This window comes from Mesorhizobium sp. Root157 (assembly GCF_001427385.1).
Lineage (GTDB): Bacteria > Pseudomonadota > Alphaproteobacteria > Rhizobiales > Rhizobiaceae > Mesorhizobium.
The window spans coordinates 129,969-151,283 of record NZ_LMGJ01000034.1 but is presented as its reverse complement, the minus strand read 5'-3'; the positions used below and the strand labels follow the sequence as shown (position 1 = coordinate 151,283).

Annotated in this window: 23 protein-coding genes; 13 read left to right on the top strand and 10 right to left on the bottom strand. The window is 61.0% G+C overall.

What is annotated here, in order from left to right:
- Positions 1-17 precede the first annotated feature (17 nt).
- Positions 18-1,337, top strand: coding sequence for a M24 family metallopeptidase (locus ASD64_RS16330; protein ID WP_056107171.1), 1,320 nt, complete (start codon positions 18-20; stop codon positions 1,335-1,337).
- On the opposite strand, the gene ASD64_RS16325 is transcribed toward ASD64_RS16330, so the two are convergent.
- Positions 1,334-2,158 (bottom strand): phosphate/phosphite/phosphonate ABC transporter substrate-binding protein, encoded by an 825-nt coding sequence (locus tag ASD64_RS16325; protein ID WP_056106924.1) that lies wholly within the window; start codon positions 2,156-2,158, stop codon positions 1,334-1,336. The two genes, ASD64_RS16330 and ASD64_RS16325, sit on opposite strands and share 4 nt — an antisense overlap.
- Positions 2,159-2,233: 75 nt before the next feature.
- Positions 2,234-3,244 carry a fatty acid desaturase gene (locus ASD64_RS16320; protein ID WP_056106922.1) on the bottom strand — a complete coding sequence of 337 codons (1,011 nt, stop codon included), beginning with the start codon at positions 3,242-3,244 and terminating at the stop codon, positions 2,234-2,236.
- 224 nt (positions 3,245-3,468) lie between these two features.
- Here ASD64_RS16320 and ASD64_RS16315 point away from each other — a divergent pair, with 224 nt between their 5' ends.
- Both ASD64_RS16315 and bmt read left to right on the top strand, forming a co-directional pair.
- Positions 3,469-4,317 carry a helix-turn-helix domain-containing protein gene (locus tag ASD64_RS16315; protein WP_056106919.1) on the top strand — a complete coding sequence of 283 codons (849 nt, stop codon included), beginning with the start codon at positions 3,469-3,471 and terminating at the stop codon, positions 4,315-4,317.
- 81 nt (positions 4,318-4,398) lie between these two features.
- Positions 4,399-5,415, top strand: a complete 1,017-nt coding sequence (bmt, locus tag ASD64_RS16310; RefSeq protein WP_056107166.1) for a betaine--homocysteine S-methyltransferase — start codon at positions 4,399-4,401, stop codon at positions 5,413-5,415.
- A gap of 13 nt (positions 5,416-5,428) precedes the next feature.
- Here the strand turns inward: bmt and ASD64_RS16305 are convergent, their stop codons facing one another.
- The 6 genes from ASD64_RS16305 to ASD64_RS16280 all read right to left on the bottom strand — a co-directional run bounded on the left by ASD64_RS16305 (position 5,429) and on the right by ASD64_RS16280 (position 10,485).
- Positions 5,429-5,707, bottom strand: coding sequence for a hypothetical protein (locus ASD64_RS16305; RefSeq protein WP_056106917.1), 279 nt, complete (start codon positions 5,705-5,707; stop codon positions 5,429-5,431).
- 144 nt (positions 5,708-5,851) lie between these two features.
- The gene (locus tag ASD64_RS16300) at positions 5,852-7,858 is read right to left on the bottom strand and encodes a vWA domain-containing protein (RefSeq protein WP_056106915.1); all 2,007 of its coding nucleotides are present in this window, start codon (positions 7,856-7,858) and stop codon (positions 5,852-5,854) included.
- A 2-nt stretch (positions 7,859-7,860) separates the two neighbouring features.
- Complete coding sequence (locus tag ASD64_RS16295) at positions 7,861-8,421, bottom strand: RNA polymerase sigma factor (RefSeq protein WP_056106913.1); 561 nt, start codon at positions 8,419-8,421, stop codon at positions 7,861-7,863.
- 177 nt (positions 8,422-8,598) lie between these two features.
- Complete coding sequence (locus ASD64_RS16290) at positions 8,599-9,024, bottom strand: DUF1810 domain-containing protein (RefSeq protein ID WP_056107164.1); 426 nt, start codon at positions 9,022-9,024, stop codon at positions 8,599-8,601.
- Positions 9,025-9,202: 178 nt separating this feature from the next.
- Entirely contained in the window at positions 9,203-9,862 is a 660-nt protein-coding gene (locus tag ASD64_RS16285; RefSeq protein WP_056106911.1) for a hypothetical protein, read from the bottom strand.
- Positions 9,859-10,485 (bottom strand): LysE family translocator, encoded by a 627-nt coding sequence (locus ASD64_RS16280; protein ID WP_056106909.1) that lies wholly within the window; start codon positions 10,483-10,485, stop codon positions 9,859-9,861. The genes ASD64_RS16285 and ASD64_RS16280 overlap by 4 nt, the downstream gene beginning before the upstream one ends.
- Positions 10,486-10,728: 243 nt before the next feature.
- Between ASD64_RS16280 and ASD64_RS16275 the strand changes: the two genes are divergently transcribed.
- Positions 10,729-10,962, top strand: coding sequence for a hexameric tyrosine-coordinated heme protein (locus ASD64_RS16275; RefSeq protein WP_056106906.1), 234 nt, complete (start codon positions 10,729-10,731; stop codon positions 10,960-10,962).
- A gap of 10 nt (positions 10,963-10,972) precedes the next feature.
- Complete coding sequence (locus ASD64_RS16270; RefSeq protein WP_082550019.1) at positions 10,973-11,524, top strand: redoxin domain-containing protein; 552 nt, start codon at positions 10,973-10,975, stop codon at positions 11,522-11,524.
- Positions 11,525-11,695: 171 nt separating this feature from the next.
- Here ASD64_RS16270 and ASD64_RS16265 read toward each other — a convergent pair whose 3' ends face one another.
- Positions 11,696-13,270, bottom strand: coding sequence for a trimethylamine methyltransferase family protein (locus ASD64_RS16265; RefSeq protein ID WP_056106904.1), 1,575 nt, complete (start codon positions 13,268-13,270; stop codon positions 11,696-11,698).
- 256 nt (positions 13,271-13,526) lie between these two features.
- On the opposite strand from ASD64_RS16265, the gene ASD64_RS16255 reads away from it, so the two are divergent.
- Positions 13,527-14,225 carry a corrinoid protein gene (locus ASD64_RS16255; protein WP_056106900.1) on the top strand — a complete coding sequence of 233 codons (699 nt, stop codon included), beginning with the start codon at positions 13,527-13,529 and terminating at the stop codon, positions 14,223-14,225.
- 52 nt (positions 14,226-14,277) lie between these two features.
- Here the strand turns inward: ASD64_RS16255 and ASD64_RS20740 are convergent, their stop codons facing one another.
- On the bottom strand, positions 14,278-14,412 hold the full coding sequence (locus ASD64_RS20740; RefSeq protein ID WP_082550018.1) for an entericidin A/B family lipoprotein: 135 nt from the start codon (positions 14,410-14,412) through the stop codon (positions 14,278-14,280).
- A gap of 64 nt (positions 14,413-14,476) precedes the next feature.
- Between ASD64_RS20740 and ASD64_RS16250 the strand changes: the two genes are divergently transcribed.
- The 7 genes from ASD64_RS16250 (at position 14,477) to ASD64_RS16215 (ending at position 21,284) form a co-directional block, all read left to right on the top strand.
- Positions 14,477-15,109, top strand: a complete 633-nt coding sequence (locus ASD64_RS16250) for a DUF1638 domain-containing protein (protein WP_056106898.1) — start codon at positions 14,477-14,479, stop codon at positions 15,107-15,109.
- A 49-nt stretch (positions 15,110-15,158) separates the two neighbouring features.
- Complete coding sequence (locus tag ASD64_RS16245) at positions 15,159-15,734, top strand: DUF4893 domain-containing protein (protein ID WP_056106896.1); 576 nt, start codon at positions 15,159-15,161, stop codon at positions 15,732-15,734.
- A gap of 194 nt (positions 15,735-15,928) precedes the next feature.
- Entirely contained in the window at positions 15,929-16,231 is a 303-nt protein-coding gene (locus tag ASD64_RS16240; protein ID WP_056106895.1) for a virulence factor, read from the top strand.
- Positions 16,224-16,883 carry a methylenetetrahydrofolate reductase C-terminal domain-containing protein gene (locus tag ASD64_RS16235; protein WP_413813613.1) on the top strand — a complete coding sequence of 220 codons (660 nt, stop codon included), beginning with the start codon at positions 16,224-16,226 and terminating at the stop codon, positions 16,881-16,883. Before ASD64_RS16240 ends, ASD64_RS16235 begins: the two co-directional genes overlap by 8 nt.
- Positions 16,880-17,971 (top strand): methylenetetrahydrofolate reductase, encoded by a 1,092-nt coding sequence (locus ASD64_RS16230; protein WP_056106893.1) that lies wholly within the window; start codon positions 16,880-16,882, stop codon positions 17,969-17,971. The genes ASD64_RS16235 and ASD64_RS16230 overlap by 4 nt, the downstream gene beginning before the upstream one ends.
- A gap of 73 nt (positions 17,972-18,044) precedes the next feature.
- Positions 18,045-19,016 (top strand): methyltetrahydrofolate cobalamin methyltransferase, encoded by a 972-nt coding sequence (locus ASD64_RS16225; protein ID WP_056106891.1) that lies wholly within the window; start codon positions 18,045-18,047, stop codon positions 19,014-19,016.
- Positions 19,017-19,208: 192 nt separating this feature from the next.
- Complete coding sequence (locus ASD64_RS16215) at positions 19,209-21,284, top strand: ASKHA domain-containing protein (RefSeq protein ID WP_056106888.1); 2,076 nt, start codon at positions 19,209-19,211, stop codon at positions 21,282-21,284.
- Positions 21,285-21,315: the final 31 nt, after the last annotated feature.

Here is a 21,315-nt window from a genome sequence, read left to right as displayed (position 1 = left end):
GCCGTCACCGCAAGATCATGCCGTTCGAACCGGGATCGGAGAACGACATCAAGGCGTTGCGGAGCCAGGCGCGGGAGAAGGCGGCGGCGCTCAACCAGCATGTACTCGGCTACGGCGCGCAGGCCGAATCCGAATGGGCTGGCGCTGGCATCGCCGCGCCGGACCTGCCAGCCATGCGCCGTTACCGCCTCGAACGCATACGGGCCGAATTGCGCAAGCGCGACCTAGCCGGCATAGTGCTCTACGATCCGATCAACATCCGGTACGCCACCGACTCCACCAATATGCAATTGTGGGTGGCGCATAATCCGACCCGCCATTGCTTCGTTGCCACCGATGGACCGGTGATCCTGTTCGATTATTTCTCCTGCGAACACCTGTCCGATCATTCTGGCGTGGTCGACGAGGTGCGGCCGGCGGTGTCGTGGATGTATCTCTATAGCGGCGAACTCACCGACAAGAAGGTACGTCGCTGGGCGTCAGGCATTTGCGAACTCGTGCGCGAGCATGGCGGGGGCACTCGTCGCATCGCCATCGACCACATCAATCCGGAAGGCGTTGCCGAACTGGAGCGGATGGGGGTCGGTATCCACAACGGCGAAGCCGTGATGGAAAATGCCCGGCTGATCAAATCGCCGGATGAACTGCTGGCCATGCGCCGCGCCATTGTTGCCTGCGAAGCGGCAATGAAAGAAATGCAGCATGCGTTGAAGCCGGGCATTTCGGAAAACGAGCTTTGGGCCGAACTGCACCGCGGCAACATCGCGCGCGGCGGCGAATGGATCGAAACGCGGCTGTTGTCGTCCGGCCCGCGCACCAATCCGTGGTTTCAGGAATGCTCGTCGCGCTTCGTCGAGGCCGGCGACCTCGTTGCCTTCGATACCGACCTCATCGGACCCTACGGGTTCTGCGCCGACCTGTCGCGCACGTGGCTGTGCGGTGACAAGCAACCCACTGATGAGCAGCGCGACCTGTACCGCATCGCTGCCGAGCAGATCGCCTTCAATATTGATCTGATGCGGCCGGGCATATCCTTCCGTGACCTTGTCGAACGCTCGACGGTGCCGCCGGCCGATTGTTTTCCGGCCCGCTACGGCGTGCTCTACCATGGCGTCGGCCTTGCCGATGAATATCCGACGCTGCCGCATGCCGCAGACTGGACCGACGACACGCCGGACGGCCTGCTCGAGCCGGGCATGGTGCTTTGCGTGGAAAGCTACATCGGCAGGCTTGGCGGGCACGAGGGCGTCAAGATCGAGGAGCAGGTGCTGATCACCGAGACCGGCAACGAACAACTTTCGACCTATCCGCTGGAACAGGCGCTTTTGGAGAACTAGCCGGGTTCTGACGAGCAGGATCGTGTTGCTGTTGCCAGAACTTCCCGTAGCGTTTCGACCACGTTGGGCGACGTCGTGCGCGAGGAGATGAAGGGCAGGCCCTTGCGCTGCCCGGTCCAGCCGACCACCGCAAGCTCGGCCGCCGCAGGCTCGAAGCGCCGCGCCAGCGCCCAACTGCGGCAATCGATTGCTGCGACATCGGCCCTTCCTTCAGCGACGGCACGAATCGAGACGCGATGCCCGCCGCTCTCCGCACACTCCGAAAACAGAGCGAGGCTTTCGCCCATGGCCTCAAGATCGCGCTTGAGCGCATTGATTCCCGACATGGACTCCGCATCGTTGTAGATAAAGCGCTTGCCACGCAGGAGATCGAGCGGAATGCGCGCATGACCGTCAGACGGGGCTGAAACGTGAGCGCCACCATGGCTTCGTATCACAATGGCGCTCGAATACAGTTCCCCATCGCCGCCCTCAATGCCATCGTAATTCGCTTGTCCGATCACCTGTACGTGGCCGGACAGGCCGAATTCCATCGGTCCCCAGCAAGTCTGCGCCAGAAGAAGCGCCGGATGCCGCCAAAGCACCTGAACGTCCAAATCGTCGGGTGGCAGAGTGGCCGGGTCGGCGGCAATGGCCTCGCCTGTCATATCCCGGATACCGCCGGGTGCTGCAGGCAGGTCGGCATTGCGGCGCACCAGATGTCGGGGCGCATCGATACCCCGTTCCCGCAAGGTAGCGCGCAACCGGCTCCAAAAGGCGTCGGTCCGCGCCCGGAGTTCCGGCCAATCGTACATCGGCAGCGCCGCGATGAAACCACTCATACCGCGATACGGTCCATTTTGATGAATGCGGAAGCTTATCACGCAACTTTAAGGAAAGCGTGCCGGTACTGGCAGCTATTCCTTGGGCGGCTCGGCGGGCACAGGGGCGGTGCCGAACCCGTTGAGATTGCGGGTGCGCACACGCGGCACGAACGCCCTTCCCTGCTCCGGCGCGCGGCGCAGGGCCGGGTGCACGACAGGTTCCTTGGCCTTGAAGGCATAGGCTTTCAGCAGCGCCCAATAGTTGGGATAGACATAGCCCTTGTTCGCCGACAGCCACTCCTCGCGTCGCGCCCGGAAAAGCGTCGGCAGGCGATACCAGGCAACGGTCGGCTGCTTGTGATGAACGAAGTGCAGGTTGTTGTTGAGAAACAGGAATGCCAGCGGCGAGCGCTCGACGATCACCGTGCGGCCTTCGGGATGCTCCGACCACTGGTGCTCGGCAAAAGTACGGATGGAAATCAGCGACTGGCCGATCCACATCGGCACCAAAACATAGAGCCAAAGCGGAATACCAAATCCGAACTGGACGATCGGCAACACGACAGCAAGGCCGGCGGCATGGAGCAGCCAAGCCTTGCGGATTGCCTTGTCGCCGGCCAGCATCTGTTTTGCGTCGTCGATGACGAAGCCAATCGCGGCCAGCCACGGGCCAAGCACGAACCGGCCGATCATGGTGTTGTTGACCCTCAGCAATGTCTTCATCGCCACCGGCATTTCCTCATGCCGCCAAAGCGCTTGATAATAGCTCTCCGGATCGTCGAACGGATCGGTCAGCCGTTCGTCGGCATGATGGCGCAAATGCAGCGTCTTGAAGCGGCGGAATGGCCAGATAAGGCCGATGGGCAGGAATACGAAGGCTTCATTGATAAGCGCGTTGCGAGTGGGGTGGCCGTGCAGTATCTCGTGGACCAGTGAGGAGTGCAGCGCCACGGTAAAGGCGAGAACTGCTAGCCCTGCCACGGGAAAAGAGCTCCAGATCAATAGACCTGCAAGCGCCCACGTTCCGTAGCAGGACAAGGCGAGAAATACGGTCGGCCACTCGACCGTTGGTAAGCGCTCCGCTTTGCGCGATCTGTTCACCATAGGATTGGCCCCGCCCCGGCGCCGGAACCCTGATTGATTCCTGACAACATTGTGTCAGCAGTCCTTTGGGGTCGCAACGCGATAATGCGCACAAGGCGTTGCTATTGCGCATAAAAAGTCTCATACGTTGTATATAGTAAACAATTTTAAGGATTCATTTACGCCTAACGTCGAGCACTGGAGGCACCATCGGAAATTTTTCCTCTTCAACCGAGTACGTTGTCATGGACAAGCGTGATCTCTCAAATCTGTTTCGGGACCGCCTCAAGGTGCTCCTGACAAGATCGGACCTGAACCAGTCCGCTTTCGCGGCAGCGGTCGGCATTGATCGCTCTGCCCTGTCCCAGTTGCTTTCTGGTGCCTCGACACGCCTGCCGCGCGCCGAGACGCTGCTCAACATCGCGGCTGAGTTCAAGGTTTCGCTCGACTGGCTTCTGGGGCTCAGCCAGGACGAGGGCGTGACCGGCGAAATCCGCGAAAGCCTGGAGATCGAGGAAGCCGCTGGTGGCTTCGACCGCACGCTGCTCGCCAAATGGCATGCCGAAGCCGCGGGGTCGAAGATCCGCTACGTGCCGGCAGGTATTCCCGACCTTTTGCGCACCGAGGCTCTTGTCGAATACGAAGCTGGCATCGCTAACAAGAGCAGGCGGGCCCAGGCCGGCGAGACGCAATACCGCATCGACTACAACCGGCGGCCCGAAACCGACATGGAAGTCTGCATGCCGCGCCACACGCTGGAGATTTTTGCCCGCGGCCTTGGCGTATGGGATGGCTTTCCCGAAGCCGACCGGCGCGAGCAATTGCTGCATATGTCGGCCCTGCTGGACGATCTCTACCCGACCTTCCGGCTGTTCCTCTATGACGGCCGCATGCGCTATTCCATTCCCTACACGATCTTTGGTCCCTACCGGGCCGCGATTTATGTCGGCGACATGTATCTAGTCCTCAACGCGATCCAGCCGATCCGTACGTTGACCAGCCATTTCGACAATCTGATCCGAGCCGCCGAAATCAACGCACATGAGGCCGCCGCCTTTGCACAGCGCCTTGCAGACATGCAGTTTGACAGTTGACCGCGCAACAAAACATTGACCCCACATAACGAATTCTTTATATCATTATCTCGATAAGACCTCTTGAAGGCGAAGTTTCCCATGACCAATCCGATCGACGCCCTCATCGCCGAAAAGGGCGTGCTCCTGGCCGATGGCGCCACCGGCACCAACCTGTTCGCCATGGGACTCCAGGCCGGCGAGGCGCCGGAACTGCTCAACGACACCGCGCCCGACACCATCACCAGCCTGCACCAGAATTTCGTCGACGCCGGCGCCGATATCATCCTCACCAACTCTTTCGGAGGCACACGTCATCGCCTGAAGCTGCACAAGGCCCAGGACCGGGTTCACGAACTCAACAAGCGTGCGGCTGAAATCGCCCGCGCGGTTGCGGACAAGGCCGGCCGCAATGTTATCGTCGCCGGTTCGGTCGGGCCGACCGGCGAACTGCTCGTCCCGCTCGGCGCTATGACCTACGAGGAAGCGGTCGACGCCTTTGCCGAACAGATCGAGGGCCTGAAGGCAGGCGGTGCCGAGGTTGCGTGGATCGAGACGATGTCGGCGCCTGACGAGATCCGGGCGGCGGCGGAAGCGGCGATCCGCGTCGGTCTGCCCTATACCTATACCGGCTCCTTCGATACCGCCGGCCGTACCATGATGGGTCTTCTGCCCAAGGACATCCACGCCGTTGCCGAGGGGCTTGCGCAAGCGCCGGTCGGCGTCGGAGCCAATTGCGGCGTCGGCGCTTCGGACATCCTTGCCTCGCTGCTCGACATGACCGAGGCGAAGCCGGAGGCGACAGTGATCGTCAAGGGCAATTGCGGCATTCCCGAATTTCGCGGCTCGGAAATCCATTATTCGGGTACGCCCGAGCTTATGGCCGACTATGTGCGGCTGGCGATCGACGCGGGCGCGAAGATCGTGGGGGGTTGCTGCGGCACGTCATTCCAGCATCTGGCCGCGATGCGCGAAGCGCTGGACACGCACAGCAAGGCGGCTCGTCCGACAGTGGAAGCCATCATCGAGCGCATCGGCCCGCTTCGCAACAAGCAGGCCACCGCAAACACTGCTGAAACGTCAGAAGGCCGCCGCGAACGCCGCCGCTCTCGCGCCTGAGAGCCATTGCGGCTTATTCGCTGTTGTCGGCGTAGCTCGACAGCACTGATGCATGGTCTGCGCTGGCACCCTCGTCCCGGCGCATGAGCATCATCGCATCGGACGAGCGCGGATCGGACAGCTTTTCCAAGGCGGCGCTGAAACGCTCATTGTGCAACGCCGACAGCGCCACCCTTCGTGCCGTGTCGACGTCGCTCATGATGCGGCTGGTTTCGACGGATCTCGATTCCGAGACTGGTGAGCCGCGGCTGGCCGTGACTGGCGTCCATCCGGAGTTTCCGTCGATGCGCATCCTGAGCCTCTCAAAGCTGCATTGCGCCAATTTCTAGCATCGCGAGAATTGCGATGCGGTGCCCAAAATGATGCGCATTTTAACAACCGTAAGAAAAAGCCGACGGACAACTTGCCCGCCGGCCCGACTCGAAAACGGAGGCCTTCACTGCCTGCCGGCAAGAGCCGACGCCAGCCGCACCAGTGACAGGAATTCCGACCGATAGCCGAACGGATCGTCCCCGCGCGCCGCTGAGGCCATGCCTAGGATGCGGTCATAGCCAAAATCAGCCATCGCATCCTCATTACGAAGTTTCTGGCCGAACGCGGCCACGGATACCGAGAACCGCTGGTCGGTGCCGGCCGCATCGAACGAGGCCACTTCATTCGATGCCGTCACCGCAGTGGTAATGAGCTTTGACGCATCCGCATCAGGCAGCTTGTAGCGGATCTTCACGAAGGCATATTCCCCGGCATTGGCCACGCCGCCATTGGCGGTCGCCGCCTCGCCATAGCGCAATGGATCCGTCTGCTGCGGCGCGCCCTTCGGCGTGATTTCGTAGATCGCCGTGACCGAATGGCCTGATCCGATATCGCCGGCATCGACGCGATCATTGTTGAAATCCTCGCGGTTAAGCGCCCGCGTCTCATAGCCGATCAGCCGGTATTCCGCGACTTTCTGCGGATTGAACTCGACCTGGATCTTCACGTCCTTGGCGATGGGAAACAATGTCGAGGACGCATCTTCCACCAGCACCTTTTCGGCTTCCGCGAGCGTATCGATATAGGCGGCGGTGCCGTTGCCGTTCTGGGCGATGGTCTGCATCATCTGGTCGTTGAGATTGCCGCGCCCAAAACCGAACACTGACAGGAAAACGCCCGTCTTGCGCTGGTCTTCGACCAGGCGCTTGAGATCGTCATCGTTAGATTGGCCGACATTGAAATCGCCATCGGTGGCAAGCATGACGCGATTGACGCCGTCCTTGACGAAAGACTGCTGCGCCAACCGGTAAGCTTCGCGGATACCCGCCTCGCCCGCCGTCGAACCGCCCGGCTGCAGGCCGTCGATGGCGGCAAGGATCTTTGTCTTGTCGGACGCTTTGGTCGGCTCAAGCACCGTTCCGGCATTGCCGGCATAGGTAACGATGGAAACCGTATCATCCGCGCGCAACTTGCTGACCAGCAGGCGGAAAGCCGACTGCAACAAGGGAAGCTTGTCTGGTGCGTTCATCGAGCCTGAAACGTCGATCAGGAACACCAGATTGGCCTTCGGCTGCGCGGCTGGTTGCACATCGTAGCCCTTGATGGCAACGTGCATGAGCTTGTGCTGCCCATTCCAGGGCGCGGGCATCACCGTCACCGTCGAATTGAACGGCGTTTCGGCCGTCGCCGGACCTTTCCAGTCGTAGGGGAAATAGTTGACCATTTCCTCGACACGCACTGTGTCGGCTTGCGGCAGCAAACCTTCCTTCAGCGAGCGGCGCACAAAGGAGTAGGATGCCGTGTCGACATCTATGGAAAATGTCGAAACTGGATCTTCGGCTACGGACCGGACCGGATTGGTCTTGAACGTCTCCAGGCGGTCGCGGCTTTCCGGTTGCGGCAGATAAAGATCGGAAGGCGCAGGTTCCGTCATCATTCTTAGCGTCGCGGTTCGGGAACCGGCCGCAGTCTCCGCCGCCGGTGCAGGTGCGCCAGCCGACGCCATCGTATCCTGCCGCACAGTGCCCATTTCCGCAGGTGCTTCGGTATTCAATGCTGGTGCGGCAGCCGCATCGCTTTCTGCATCGCCGGCCTGCTTCTTGGATTCCGAAGCAGCGACGGATTTCGGTGCGGGCTTGTTTGCAACAGCATCGCTGACCTGCTCCGAGCCTCGGAACCTGAACGGCGAATCCTGCAACAGGTAGAACGCCGCATATCCGGCGATCGGCAAGGCGACGAGGCCGGCAATGGCCGGCGCGGCAAACAGCTTCTTTTGCATGATGTCTCTCCAGAGCTTGCGTGCTCGTTCAGTGAGACGTTGCTTCGAAGCCGATCCTTGGGGCGCCGGCGCATTTTTTTCCTGCGCGTCGAAAGCCACCATCGCCGCATGCAGCGCCCCCACCTTGGCCGCGGGTCGCGGCCTGGGCGCGGCCATGTCGCGCAATCTCTTGAGTTCGTTGTCATTGACCATGGTCACACTTCCCCGGCCGAGCGCATCAGCACCTTCAGCCGTTTCTTCGCTTCATGGATGTGCCAGGACACCGTCGCTTCCGAGATTGCCATCACTTCACTGGCAGCGGCGTGGCTCAATTCCTCGCCATAGACCAGAAGCACCGCATCGCGCTGCTTGCCGGGCAGCCTGCGCACGGCCTGCCACAGAGCGTCGGCGTACCCATCTGCTTCGTCAACCGATTGACTGCCAATCAGGGCGTGGGTGCCATAGGCGTTCACCTTTGCTGTCTCGCGGGTGGCTTTGCGGGAGAGATCGCGGGCCGCATTCAGTGTCATGGCATAGAGCCAGGTAGTAAAAGCGCCCATACCGCGATAGTCGCGGATGGAACGTCCGAGCCTTATGCACACCTCTTGCGCAATATCATCCGCATCGTCACGGTTTCCGCACCACCGCCAAGCAATGCGATGGATAAAATCGTAGTGCCTTTCGACGAGCGCGCCGAAAGCCTTCCTGTCCCCGCCTTTTGCCCGGTCGACCAACTCCGCATCGGAGCCGCCGCCATCGTCCAAAATCATCGCCATCTTCGCCTCTTAGACGAAAGTCTCAGGCAATTCCTTGGGGGCAAACAGAAAGATTCTTCGAATGGTTAATCCGGCGCTCGAAAACCAGACGACGACAGTCGCGCGCACATATTCCGGGCCTCGCCGCCTGTTTGAATTGCATCGTGCGGATCATTTGAGGGCCTTGCCACGCTCCGGTTAGAGGCGTTCGAGCGTTGCCTTGTCAGGCTCGCCGTCGAAGAACCGCGCCAACGCCTGGTCGAACAGTGGCTCATCCGGCGCAGCGCGTGAGAACAGCGTCAGCGAGGAGCGAAGTTTCATATCGTCCGGGCTGCCGAATATCCCATGAGCCGGGCTATCCTCGAGGTCGAGCAGGATCGCCACGCACTCCTTCAATCTGCGGCCCAGCACCGGATGGCCGAGATAGGCCCGTGCCTCATCGAGCGATGCAATGGCAAATCGCTGCGACATCGGGCTTCGGCCAAGGCCGGCAATCTGCGGAAAGACGAACCACATCCAGTGGCTGGTCTTGCGGCCTTGCCTGAGTTCTGACTTTACCTCGGCGATGACTCCATCCTGCGCCCGGACAAAGCGGTCGAGATCGTAGGAGACGCCCGCACCCATATCAGCTTCGAAACAGTCCTGCGCTCGCCGTTCCGTCCTCGGTCCAATTGTCAGTTTCTGCATGGCGTCACCGTTGTTCCTTGCGCGAGATCAAAATCCCTATCCGGCATCGGCGGAATGGCCGCCGAACCGGGAGCAGTCAAGATTTCGCGCGGGCAAGCCGAAAAGCACCTGCCCGCTAGCGGGCAAAGGCGGCCATGTGGAACGCCTGTACTTCGGCAGGATAACGATAGGCCGTTCCATAGGGGCAGGCATTGCGGTCGAAGCATCCAAGGCTGCGGCATGGCTCACCTGTCGGGCCGCGAACATGCGCCAGGCAATCCTGATAGGCGAAACCAGCCTCTGAATAGGCATCGACTGGACAGGATTTCAGACAAGGTTTTCCAACACATGTGTCGCAAAGATGAATCACTTTGTCAGGAGCTTGAATCTCTATTTCATGATCGAACAGCAGCGCGCCGCGATAAGCGTGCCACAGGCCGTAGTCGGGATGCAGGAGAACGCCAATCGACGACGGCTTCAGCCCTTCCGCCCGCATCGCCCATTGCTGGAACGGCAGGAATGGCCTGTCGTTTGGCGATACCGCCCTCCCCCCGAAACGCTCGGCGATCCCGCCGATCACCTCCCGCGACCAGGTATCGAGCGGATTTGCCAGATCGCGCGGCTTGGACTGCCGCCAGCGCATGAAATGTGGCCAAGGGGCGGCTCCCGCCTGCCCCACCAGCAGCACGGCCTTGGCCGGATCGCCTGAAAGAGCAGTCGGCGCGGCCTCGGCAACCTCGAAATTGAAGCCGCCGCGCGCGATCAGGCCATGGGCGGCAAGAGCGTCTTCGATCACGGCGCCAGCGGATTGCGGCTGTCGGCGAGGATGCGCCCGCCAATAACGATGAAGCAGGCGCCGGCGGCGCGCTCGATCCAGTGGCGCGCCTTACCGAATGCGCGAATGACCGGTGCCGACGACATGAACAGGCTGACCAGCGAATACCAGATGAGCGAACTCGTCACGACCAGCGCAATCATCGTCACCATCAACCACGTCGGCGTGGCAGTTGTCACCGATGTCGCAAAAACACTGGCGAATAGAACGATCGCCTTGGGATTGGTCAGCGTCACCCCAAGGCCGAACAGCAGCGGATTTCCACCTTTCGCCCGGCTGTCGATTTCAACGCCTTCCGGTTTCGCAAACAGGAGCCGAATGCCAAGATAGACCAGATACGCGCCACCGGCGACGCGGATCAGCCAGGCAAGCCACTCGAACTTGATCAGCACCGCCGACAGGCCAAGCAGGCCGAGCGTCGCATAGAGGCCAAGCCCGAGCGAAACGCCGACGGTGGTCAGCATGCCAGCCTTGGTACCGCGCGTCATGGACGAGCGCACCACACCGACGAAGTCCGGCCCCGGCAGCATGAGCGCCGGAATGAAGATTGCGAAAACGCTGATGAGGACGACTGTCGGCTGCATGGCCCAAACCTGCGGAACCCGCCAAGGAAATCACGCCGGTCAATCCGCTGCAAGCGCGAACTGCTGTGCCAACGGCATGTCGGCAATGACGAACTTGCCTCATCATCTGAGGGCAAGCATCGGCCCACGAAGATCTAGCGGCCGGCTTGCAATATCCTGTTGACGGATCCGTTGCGTGACTGCAATGATAGCGTATCGATACTATTTCAGTCATACGCCCTCGAAAGCTAAGCAGACACGATAATGACCACGACCCCTTCCTGGCTCCCCAGCCTTTTGACCGAGACCCCCGAAGCCGGCTTCGCGCTAGCGCTGAAGCTTTCACGCATGGCGGTAAAATTCACCCAGCCGTCGGACGATATCCGCGGCGAACTACGCCCCGACTACGAACGCGACGCAGATGCCCTGATCGCCGCTTCACATGTGGTGGCGGTCAATTTCGCGACAGTGGCCGCGGCAAACAGCTACTGGCGCTAGGCGCATCGCCATGACCCGGCAGGAAGTCAAAGCACCCGAATTGATGGTCGAGCGCTGGTTCAACAGCGCCGATCCGATCACGCTGGAAAGCCTGCGCGGCCGTCCCGTGCTGCTTCATTCGTTCCAGATGCTGTGTCCCGGTTGCGTGGCCCACGCCATACCGCAGGTCAAGCGCATCGCAGCGATGTTTCGCGAAGCCGACCTGGCCGTGATCGGACTCCATACTGTGTTCGAACATCACCAGGCAATGACTCCGGTTTCGCTCGAGGCCTTCCTGCACGAATATCAGATCACTTTCCCGGTCGGCGTCGACCAGCCGAGTGAAAACGGCCCTATCCCAAGAACCATGGCCGCCTACGGCTTTCGCGGCACGCCCTCGCTCGTGTTGATCGACCGGGGCGGATATATCCGCCATCACGGATTTGGCCAGGAAGACGATATCGCGCTCGGCTTCCGGCTCGGAATGCTGATGGCCGAAAAAGCGCCCGTTCAATCATCGGATGCTGCCGACCGCAGCGCAGTCTGCGATGCGGATGGCTGCGCCGCCCCACTGCCAGGATAATATCGCAGTACCGCTCTGCAGCGAACATCACGCAGAAACCCGGTCTGGAATCCCGTTTGAGCGCAATGCGTTTTAGCCAACACCACCCTTGTCCGGGTCGGAGAAAGCGCTCCGCCAGACTTCCTTGTGAATGATGTTGGCCACTTTAGCCCGGCCTGTCTCGGGCTCTTTTCAAGTGAAGGCGTCGGGCATGGACTCCTTCTTCTTCGCAATGAAGTCCTTCAGTCCATCGTCGATGCCCGGATCGAGGAATGGCGCCTCATAGCTTTCCAGCCAGTGGCGGGCGAGCGCATTGGCGCGCTGCGGCGCGGTCTTCTCGCCCTCCGCCAGCCACTGCTCGAACGAATTGTTGTCGGCAATGGACGAACGGTAGAAGGCGGTCTGGAAGTTGGCCTGGGTGTGATCGCAGCCAAGGAAATGGCTGCCGGGGCCGACCTGGCGGATGGCGTCCATCGCCTGGCCGTTTTCGGACAGATCGATGCCCTCGGCGAATTTCTGGGTCATGCCGAGCTGGTCGATGTCCATCATGAACTTGTCGTAGCTGGAGGCGAGACCGCCTTCGAGCCAGCCCGCCGCATGCAGCACGAAATTGGTGCCGGCAAGGATGGTCGAGTTAAGCGTGTTGGCGCTCTCATAAGCCGCCTGCGCGTCTTCCACCTTGGAGGCGCATAGCGAGCCGCCGGTGCGGAACGGCAGGCCAAGCCGGCGAGCCAGCTGGGCTGCACCATAAGACACCAGCGACGGCTCCGGCGTTCCGAAGGTCGGCGCGCCCGACTGCATGGAGATGGACGATGCAAAGGTGCCGAACAGCACCGGAGCGCCCGGCTTGATCAACTGCGTGAAGGAAGCGCCGGCCAGCACTTCTGCCAGCACCTGTGTCAGCGTCCCGGCAACCGTCACCGGGCTCATCGCGCCGGCGAGGATGAATGGGGTGACGATGCAGGCCTGGTTGTGGCGCGCGTAGACCTTCAGCGCGCCCAGCATGGTCTCATCGAACACCATCGGCGAGTTGGCGTTGATGAGCGAAGTCAGCACCGTATTGTTCTCGACGAAATCGTCGCCGAACAGGATCTTGGCCATCGCGATCGTATCTTCCGCGCGTTCCGGCGCGGTGACCGAGCCCATGAACGGCTTGTCCGAATAACGGATGTGCGAATAGATCATGTCGAGGTGGCGCTTGTTCACCGGAACGTCTACCGGCTCGCACACCGTACCGCCCGAATGGTGGATGGACGGGGCCATATAGGCGAGCTTCACGAAATTGCGGAAATCCTCGATCGTGGCGTAACGGCGATTGCCGTCGAGGTCGCGCACGAAGGGAGGGCCATAGACCGGCGCAAAGACCGTAGCATTGCCGCCGACCTGAACCGAGCGCTCGGGGTTGCGGGCGTGCTGCGTATAGATCGAAGGAGCCGTCTTCAAAAGCGACCGGCACAAGCCCTTGGGAAAGTGCACCCGCTCGCCCTTGACGTCGGCGCCGGCATCCTTCCAAAGCCGCAAGGCTTCTTCGTCGTCGCGAAAGATGATGCCAGTCTCTTCGAGCACGATGTCCGTGTTCTTCTCGATCAGCGCCAGGCCTTCCTCGTCCAGCACGTCGTATACGTTGATGTTGCGCTTGATGTAGGTGAGCTGCGTGCCCGGTCCGCCGCCGCTGCGCGCCGCGCGTCGCGCTGCAGCACCACCGCTTGCCCCACGACCGCGCCTGCCACCCGTCGATTCCTGCTCGACTGCCGCGTTTTCGCTCATGATATTCTTCCCTGAAATCCGGTTCGGCCGCACTTTTCACGGCTGCTTGCCGGATCGTAGCCATGCACCCTATTCGAAACGGCCCGCCAGCGCCAACACCTGTCGCAAAATCGACAAGATTTCAAAGACATTTCCGGTCGCTTTCCCATTGCAGGAAGTCGCAAATCAGCTATGGAACTAGTCATGCTAGCGATACGTATTGGCAGACTGATCATTGCCCTGCGACATCGTCGCGCGGCAGCATGGAGTTGAAGACATGGCCGATGACGAGATCATCCTTTCCGAACTTTCCGACGACGAACTCGTGCAGCAGATGCACGACGATCTCTATGACGGTCTGAAGGAAGAAATCGAGGAAGGCACCAACATTCTGCTGGAGCGCGGTTGGATACCCTACAAGGTACTGACCGAAGCGCTGGTGGAAGGCATGCGCATCGTCGGCGAGGATTTCCGCGACGGCATCCTGTTCGTGCCCGAGGTGTTGCTCTCGGCCAACGCGATGAAGGCCGGCATGCATATCCTGCGCCCGCTGCTCGCCGCCACCGGCGCGCCGAAGCAGGGCAAGATGGTTATCGGCACGGTCAAGGGCGACATCCACGATATCGGCAAGAACCTCGTTGGCATGATGATGGAGGGCGCCGGCTTCGACATTATCGACCTCGGCATCAACAATTCGGTCGACAAGTATCTTGCGGCCATCGAGGAACATCAGCCCGACATCCTCGGCATGTCGGCGTTGTTGACCACCACCATGCCTTACATGAAGGTCGTCATCGACACGATGAAGGAAAAGGGTATTCGCGACGACTATGTCGTCATGGTCGGCGGCGCGCCCCTCAATGAAGAGTTCGGCAAGGCCGTCGGTGCCGACGCCTATTGCCGCGACGCCGCTGTCGCCGTCGAGACCGCCAAGGACTTCATGAAGCGCAAGCACAATTTGCGCGCGACCGCCTGACCGACGAAGGCAGCGCCTTGCAGCGCGGCCTTGCCGGTCTTGGATCAGCGTTCTAGTTTACGGAATCCTCGATCGCATCGGCGGTGTTGTTGATGTCCTTGCCGGCGCCACGGACGGTATTTGCACAAGCTGCAAGGGCCAGAGCACAGGCGATAATGGCAATGGGTGCTAGTTTTGACAGTTTCATGGACGGGACTTCCCTCTCTCGACGGTTTTACCCTCTAGCAACGAAAGCCGGTTCGACTGGTTCCATGGCGACGGAGCAAAATCAGGGGTCTGGCAAGCAAGAAAGGCTGCTCGTTATCGCCTGTGGCATGCTGGCGCGCGAAATCCTGGCGGTGAAAGAGCAACTTCACCTCGATCACCTCGAACTGACCTGCCTGCCGGCTGAATTCCACTTTTATCCGGATCGCATCGCGCCTGCGATGGACAAGGCGATAGTAGACGCCAAGGCGCAAGGCTATCGGCACATTTTCGTCGGTTATGCCGACTGCGGCACCGGCGGCCATCTCGACCGCGTCTGCGAGAAGCACGGCGTGGAACGCATGGCCGGCCCGCATTGCTTTGCCTTCTACCAAGGCATGGAAACCTATGCGAAGATTGCCGGCGACGACATGATGTCGTTTTACATGACCGATTTCCTGTGCCGCCAGTTCGACGCCTTCTTCATGAAGCCGCTCGGCCTCGACAAGCACCCGGAGTTGATTGCGGACTATTTCGGCAACTACGAGAAGCTGATCTATCTCGCCCAGACCGACGATCCGGAACTGGACAAGGTCGCCGAAAGCGCCGCCGAACTGCTCGGCCTCGTCTATGAGCGCCGCCCGACCGGCTATGGCGACCTGACAGCAGGGCTTGCGCGGGCCGCCGCTCCCGTCGTGTAATGCCGGCTTGGGGGTCGCGCCTGTCTCTTGCCGCCACTGGGAGAATTTCATGAAGGTTGCAGCGATCGTACTTGCCGCGGCCGCAACGCTTGCCGCATCGGTCGCATTCGCCGATGGCGAGGTCCAGAGACTGATGACGGCAGCAGACAAGGCCCGGCTCGAAAACTACGGCGAGACACGCAAGGCCGCATTGCAGGAGGCCAAAGGCGGCGACCCGGCGGAAGTCAAGCAACTCGGCAAGGTTCTCGACCGAAAGATCGTTTCCTTTTCCGATCAAGATCTTACCGGCAAGTGGCAATGCCGCACGATAAAGGCCGGTGGCCTCGGCGCGCTCGTCATCTATGACTGGTTCAAGTGTGAGGTGTCCGACGACGGCTCCGGCTGGATGCTGAAAAAGACGACCGGATCGCAGCGCACCACCGGCCGCCTCTACGACGACGGCGACAAGCGCGCGATATATCTCGGCGCGCTGCATTACAATGACGATCCGGTGAAGCCTTACGGCGCCGACGCCGAGATGGATCAGGTCGGCTATGCGTTCCGCACCGGTCCTAACGGCTGGCGGATCGAGTTCCCGAAGCCCGTTCATGAGTCTGTTCTCAACATCATCGAACTTCGGCGCTGAACGGGAAAAGGCGTCCTGGTCCGTACTATCTGTGGACCAAGCTGACGAAACGCACGCGGTAGCTTTTCATTGTACGAAGCCGTGTCAATTTGCATCGCATTCAGGCGTCGTTTTTGAATGCACACGCGTCGTCCCATGAGAAGCGGGGCGGTACTGCTTACGGCAATGCTCATACAAGCAAGGAGTTGGAATTCATGGCCGATCTCATCGTTGTCTTTTGGCGCGACATCCCCGCCCAGGTCATCGTGAAAAAGGGACGGCAAAGCGCCAAGCGCGAACTGCCGCTGCGTTTCATCGAGGCTATCGACATGTGCGCCATGCGCAGCGGCGCCAAGGGCAGCAGCGACTACCTCGAAGACTGGCGCAAGGCGAACCCGATCCCGGTTGGTGACGACCTCGACGCAGAGGCCGATCAGGCCATGGCAAGACTGGAAACTGAATACGACAAGGCGAGGCTTGTTGCCCTCGTCAATTCTGGCGGCAAGGAAAATGCCTGAGACCCAGCCGACCCCAACGACTGCTTCCGGACCTGCGAACGGTTCGCAGGTCATGCCGCCTAACGCTCCACCCGGAGTGACGCAGGCGACCGCGGTCAAGATGGCCGCGCCGAAGACGGACTACAAGCCGTCCGATGTCTCGCCGCAGCGGCGCGTGCAGCGTTCTTTTGCGGTCAGGCTGTGGTCGGTGCGGCATTCGCGGCTGTTGGAATGGTTCTACGCGAAATTTGCCGACGCCTTCCTGACGCTGCACCCGTTGTGGAAAAGCATCGGCTACGGCCGCGTCGAGGCACCGGTCAAGTTCATCGAAAAGCGCGTCAAGGGCTTCATGTTTGACTGCCGCATGTGCGGCCAGTGCGTTCTGTCCTCCACCGGCATGTCATGCCCGATGAACTGCCCCAAGCAATTGCGCAACGGCCCATGTGGCGGTGTGCGCGCCAACGGCCATTGCGAGGTCGAGCCTGATATGCCCTGCGTGTGGGTCAAGGCCTGGGAGGGCTCCCGGCAGATGGTGCATGGTGACAAGATTCTCGATGTACAAAAGCCCGTGGATCAGTCGCTGCGAGAAACCTCCGCCTGGCTTCGCGTAACCGCACAGGCTGCCGCGGCGCGTGAGGCCGCAAAGGCTGCAAACACCGGGGCATCGGCATGATCGTCAATCAGCGCGATGAGAACCCGGCCGGCCCTCACCTGCCGCTGGAGCGTTTGCCCGGCCACACATCGCTCGGGCGGCTGGAACGCGTGCTGCGGCGAGGCGAGTTTGCGGTAACCACCGAACTCAATCCGCCCGACAGCGCAGATCCGGAAGACGTCTACAACCGTGCCCGGATTTTCGACGGCTGGGTCGACGCCATCAATGCCGTCGACGCCTCCGGCGCCAACTGCCACATGTCCTCGGTCGGCATCTGCGCGCTTCTGACCCGCATGGGCTATGCACCGATCATGCAGATCGCCTGCCGCGACAAGAACCGCATCGCCATTCAGGGCGACGTTCTGGGCGGTGCGGCAATGGGTGTCGCCAACATGCTGTGCCTGACTGGCGACGGCGTGCAGGCCGGCGACCAGCCTGGAGCCAAGCCGGTGTTCGATCTCGACTGCATGTCGCTGCTCGAAACAGTGCGCATCATGCGCGACAATGGCAAGTTCCTGTCCGGCCGCAAGCTGACGACGCCGCCACAAGTGTTCCTGGGCGCTGCCATCAACCCTTTCGCCCCGCCTTACGATTTTCGCCCGTTCAGGCTGGGCAAGAAGATCGCGGCAGGCGCGCAGTTCGTTCAGAGCCAGTACTGTTTCGACGTGCAGATGTTTCGCACCTACATGCAGCGCGTGCGCGACCTCGGCTATACCGAAAAGGTCTTCATCCTGTGCGGCGTCGGCCCCCTCGCCTCTGCCAAGACGGCGAAATGGATCCGCTCCAACGTGCCCGGCATCCGCATTCCCGACGCCGTCCTCAAGCGGCTGGAGGGCGCTCAGGACCAGAAGAAAGAAGGCAAGCAACTCTGCATCGACATCATCAACGAGGTGAAGGAAATTCCCGGCGTCTCCGGCATCCATGTGATGGCCTACCGCCAGGAGGAATATGTCGCCGAAATCGTCGATGAATCCGGCGTGCTCAAGGGGCGCCAACCCTGGAAACGCGAGGCACGCGACGACGACCGTATGGTTGCCGACCGCCTGGACCAAATACTCAACGAAGACCTAACCGAAACCCAGGTGGACATGGTCAAGAGCGCGCACTGAAAATGCGACCGAACGCTTGATCGATATCAGATAACGATATAAAGAATTCTTTATATCACAACGGAGAGATTGCATGACCCGCACGATCGTCGCCTCTGCGACCCGAGAAATCGTCATCGGTTTCGATCAGCCTTTCTGCGTGATCGGCGAGCGCATCAATCCGACCGGCCGCAAGAAGTTGGCCGCCGAGATGATGGAAGGCAATTTCGAAACGGTGAAGAGAGATGCGCTTGAGCAGGCTGCCTGCGGCGCCACCATGCTCGACGTGAATGCCGGTGTGACCGCAGTCAACCCGAATGAAACCGAGCCGGCACTGCTGGTCCAGACGCTGCAGATCGTGCAAAATCTGGTCGACCTGCCGTTGTCGATCGACTCCTCGGTGTCGGCTGCGATCGAGGCGGCACTCAAGGTCGCCAAGGGTCGCCCGCTGGTGAATTCCGTCACCGGCGAGGAAGAAAAGCTCGAGGCCATACTGCCGCTGGTCAAGAAATACAACGTGCCTGTCGTTGCCATCTCCAATGACGAGACCGGCATTTCGATGGACCCGGATGTCCGTTTCGCTGTCGCCAAAAAAATCGTGCAGCGCTGCGCCGACTATGGCATTCCTGCCCACGACGTCGTCGTCGACCCCCTGGTCATGCCGATCGGCGCGCTGGGCGATGCAGGCCGCCAGGTGTTCGCGTTGCTGCGCCGGCTGCGCGAGGAACTCAAGGTCAACACCACCTGCGGCCTCTCCAACATCTCTTTCGGCCTGCCGCATCGCCACGGCATCAATGCCGGCTTCATCCCGATGGTGATCGGCGCGGGAATGACTTCCGCGATCATGAATCCGGTCCGCCCGCAGGAGATGGAGGCGGTGCGCGCAGCCAATGTGCTTGCCGGCACCGACAAGGATTGCATGGCCTGGATAAAGACCTACAAGGACTACAAGCCGGGTGAACAGGCTGCCCCCACCCCGGTCGCCGTTTCGGCACCCGGCGAGGTCGGCTCCAACAATGGCGGACGCCGTCGGGGCGGCCGTGAAGCTCGTATGGCGCGAGGTTAAACCGACATCTGAAATGATTGCATTCCTGCATACGCTTCTCTGGCCCGTCGGGCATCTTCCTTTCAAGGAACAAGCCTCGATAGCGTTGCCACTTTCGCTGGTTTCCAACGCCGCAGGACATGCGTCGACCTCGCAACCGCCGGTCTTTTCCCTGGAAGGGAGAACGGCTTGTGGGCTGAAGGGGATTTTCAGATGAACTCTCCCGCCAACATCACCGATCCACTGATCCTGTTCATGCCTTCCGGCAAGCGTGGACGCTTCCCGGTTGGTACTCCGGTGCTGGACGCCGCCCGACAACTTGGCGTCTATGTCGAGAGCGTATGCGGCGGACGCGCCACCTGCGGCCGTTGTCAGATCGAGGTGCAGGAAGGCAATTTCGCCAAGCACAAGATCGTCTCCTCCAACGACCACATTTCGCCCAAGGGCCCGAAGGAAGAGCGCTACGAGCGTATCCGCGGCTTGCCCGAGGGCCGCCGCCTTTCATGCTCCGCAACCGTCCAGGGCGATCTGGTTGTGGACGTGCCGCAGGATACGGTCATCAACGCACAGGTGGTGCGCAAGGCCGCCGTGGACCGCCATATCGAGCGCGATCCCGCAATCCAGCTCTGTTATGTCGAGGTCGAGGAACCCGACATGCACAAGCCTCTTGGCGATCTGGATCGGCTCAAGCGCGTGCTGGAAAAAGATTGGGGCTGGAAGGACCCGCTGATCGCGCCGCATCTCATTCCGCAGGTGCAGGGCATGTTGCGCAAGGAGAACTGGGGCGTCACCGTCGCCATTCACCGCGACATGGACATATCGCGTCCGTTCATCATCTCCATGTGGCCGGGCTTGAAGAACGAGGCGTACGGCATCGCCTGCGACATCGGTTCGACCACCATTGCCATGCATCTGGTGTCGCTGCTTTCCGGCCGCATCGTCGCATCGTCCGGCACGTCGAACCCACAGATCCGCTTTGGCGAAGATCTGATGAGCCGCGTGTCCTACGTGATGATGAATCCGGACGGGCGCGAGGCAATGACCGTGGCCGTCCGCGAAGCCGTTAACTCGCTTATCGGCAAGGTCTGTGAAGAAGGCGGCGTCAGCCGCTACGACATCCTTGACGCGGTGTTTGTCGCCAACCCGATTATGCACCATCTGTTCCTAGGCATCGATCCCACAGAGCTTGGCCAGGCACCTTTCGCGCTCGCCGTGTCAAGCGCCCTGCAATATTGGGCGCATGACCTCGATATCGACATAAACCGTGGCGCACGCCTCTACACCCTACCCTGCATCGCCGGCCATGTCGGTGCCGATGCGGCAGGCGCCACGCTGTCGGAAGGCCCGTACCGGCAGGACAGCATGATGCTGCTCGTCGATGTCGGCACCAATGCCGAGATCATTCTCGGCAATCGAAAACGCGTCGTCGCCGCATCGTCTCCAACCGGACCCGCCTTTGAAGGTGCGGAAATTTCAGGCGGTCAGCGCGCTGCTCCCGGCGCAATCGAACGCGTACGTATCGACCCCGAGACGCTGGAACCGAAGTTTCGTATCATCGGCGTCGACAAATGGTCGGATGAACCGGACTTCGAGCAAGCTGCCGGCGTCGTCGGCGTAACCGGCATCTGCGGATCGGCGATCATCGAGGTGATCGCGGAAATGTACCTGTCCGGCATCATCTCGGAAGACGGCGTGATCGACGGAGCGCTGAATGCGAGATCGCCGCGCATTTTCCAGGACGGGCGGACTTTTTCCTACCTGTTGCGCGACGGCGAACCACGGCTGGTCATTACCCAACGGGACGTTCGCGCCATCCAGCTTGCCAAGGCTGCCCTCTATGCCGGCGTCAAGCTGCTAATGGAAAAGCAGGAGGTCGATCATGTCGACACCATCCGTTTCGCTGGCGCTTTCGGCTCCTTCATCGACCCGAAATACGCCATGGTGCTGGGCCTGATCCCCGATTGCGACCTGGCCGAGGTCAAGGCCGTCGGCAACGCCTCCGGCACAGGCGCCCTGATGGCGCTCTTGAACCGCAATCACCGCCGCGAGATCGAGGACGAGGTTCACCGTATCGAGAAGATCGAAACCGCGCTCGAACCGCATTTCCAGCAGATCTTCATCGACGCGATGGCCTTGCCAAACAAGGTGGATGCTTTCCCGCATCTGTCGCTGGCCGTCAAACTGCCCCCGAAGAAGAACCTTTCCGATGACGGCGGCGCTACGGACTCAGGTGCCGCACCCCGTCGGCGTTCGCGAGAGGAACGGGCGGCACGCCGCGGACGCGAATAGAAGCATACAGGAGCGCTGCGGCTGGAACGCC

What these genes read in the sequence shown, in the direction of transcription:
- ASD64_RS16230 (WP_056106893.1), top strand. Translation starts at nt 16,880, where the DNA reads ATGATCGTCAATCAGCGCGATGAGAACCCGGCCGGCCCTCACCTGCCG.
- ASD64_RS16275 (WP_056106906.1), top strand. Translation starts at nt 10,729, where the DNA reads ATGACCACGACCCCTTCCTGGCTCCCCAGCCTTTTGACCGAGACCCCC.
- ASD64_RS16300 (WP_056106915.1), bottom strand. Translation starts at nt 7,858, where the DNA reads ATGGTCAATGACAACGAACTCAAGAGATTGCGCGACATGGCCGCGCCC.
- ASD64_RS16215 (WP_056106888.1), top strand. Translation starts at nt 19,209, where the DNA reads ATGAACTCTCCCGCCAACATCACCGATCCACTGATCCTGTTCATGCCT.
- ASD64_RS16250 (WP_056106898.1), top strand. Translation starts at nt 14,477, where the DNA reads ATGGCGACGGAGCAAAATCAGGGGTCTGGCAAGCAAGAAAGGCTGCTC.
- ASD64_RS16235 (WP_413813613.1), top strand. Translation starts at nt 16,224, where the DNA reads ATGCCTGAGACCCAGCCGACCCCAACGACTGCTTCCGGACCTGCGAAC.
- ASD64_RS16225 (WP_056106891.1), top strand. Translation starts at nt 18,045, where the DNA reads ATGACCCGCACGATCGTCGCCTCTGCGACCCGAGAAATCGTCATCGGT.
- ASD64_RS16240 (WP_056106895.1), top strand. Translation starts at nt 15,929, where the DNA reads ATGGCCGATCTCATCGTTGTCTTTTGGCGCGACATCCCCGCCCAGGTC.
- ASD64_RS16280 (WP_056106909.1), bottom strand. Translation starts at nt 10,485, where the DNA reads ATGCAGCCGACAGTCGTCCTCATCAGCGTTTTCGCAATCTTCATTCCG.
- ASD64_RS16290 (WP_056107164.1), bottom strand. Translation starts at nt 9,024, where the DNA reads ATGGGTGCGGGCGTCTCCTACGATCTCGACCGCTTTGTCCGGGCGCAG.
- ASD64_RS16305 (WP_056106917.1), bottom strand. Translation starts at nt 5,707, where the DNA reads ATGCGCATCGACGGAAACTCCGGATGGACGCCAGTCACGGCCAGCCGC.
- ASD64_RS16295 (WP_056106913.1), bottom strand. Translation starts at nt 8,421, where the DNA reads ATGGCGATGATTTTGGACGATGGCGGCGGCTCCGATGCGGAGTTGGTC.
- ASD64_RS16330 (WP_056107171.1), top strand. Translation starts at nt 18, where the DNA reads ATGCCGTTCGAACCGGGATCGGAGAACGACATCAAGGCGTTGCGGAGC.
- ASD64_RS16320 (WP_056106922.1), bottom strand. Translation starts at nt 3,244, where the DNA reads ATGGTGAACAGATCGCGCAAAGCGGAGCGCTTACCAACGGTCGAGTGG.
- ASD64_RS16265 (WP_056106904.1), bottom strand. Translation starts at nt 13,270, where the DNA reads ATGAGCGAAAACGCGGCAGTCGAGCAGGAATCGACGGGTGGCAGGCGC.
- bmt (WP_056107166.1), top strand. Translation starts at nt 4,399, where the DNA reads ATGACCAATCCGATCGACGCCCTCATCGCCGAAAAGGGCGTGCTCCTG.
- ASD64_RS16245 (WP_056106896.1), top strand. Translation starts at nt 15,159, where the DNA reads ATGAAGGTTGCAGCGATCGTACTTGCCGCGGCCGCAACGCTTGCCGCA.
- ASD64_RS16325 (WP_056106924.1), bottom strand. Translation starts at nt 2,158, where the DNA reads ATGAGTGGTTTCATCGCGGCGCTGCCGATGTACGATTGGCCGGAACTC.
- ASD64_RS16255 (WP_056106900.1), top strand. Translation starts at nt 13,527, where the DNA reads ATGGCCGATGACGAGATCATCCTTTCCGAACTTTCCGACGACGAACTC.
- ASD64_RS16270 (WP_082550019.1), top strand. Translation starts at nt 10,973, where the DNA reads ATGACCCGGCAGGAAGTCAAAGCACCCGAATTGATGGTCGAGCGCTGG.
- ASD64_RS16315 (WP_056106919.1), top strand. Translation starts at nt 3,469, where the DNA reads ATGGACAAGCGTGATCTCTCAAATCTGTTTCGGGACCGCCTCAAGGTG.
- ASD64_RS20740 (WP_082550018.1), bottom strand. Translation starts at nt 14,412, where the DNA reads ATGAAACTGTCAAAACTAGCACCCATTGCCATTATCGCCTGTGCTCTG.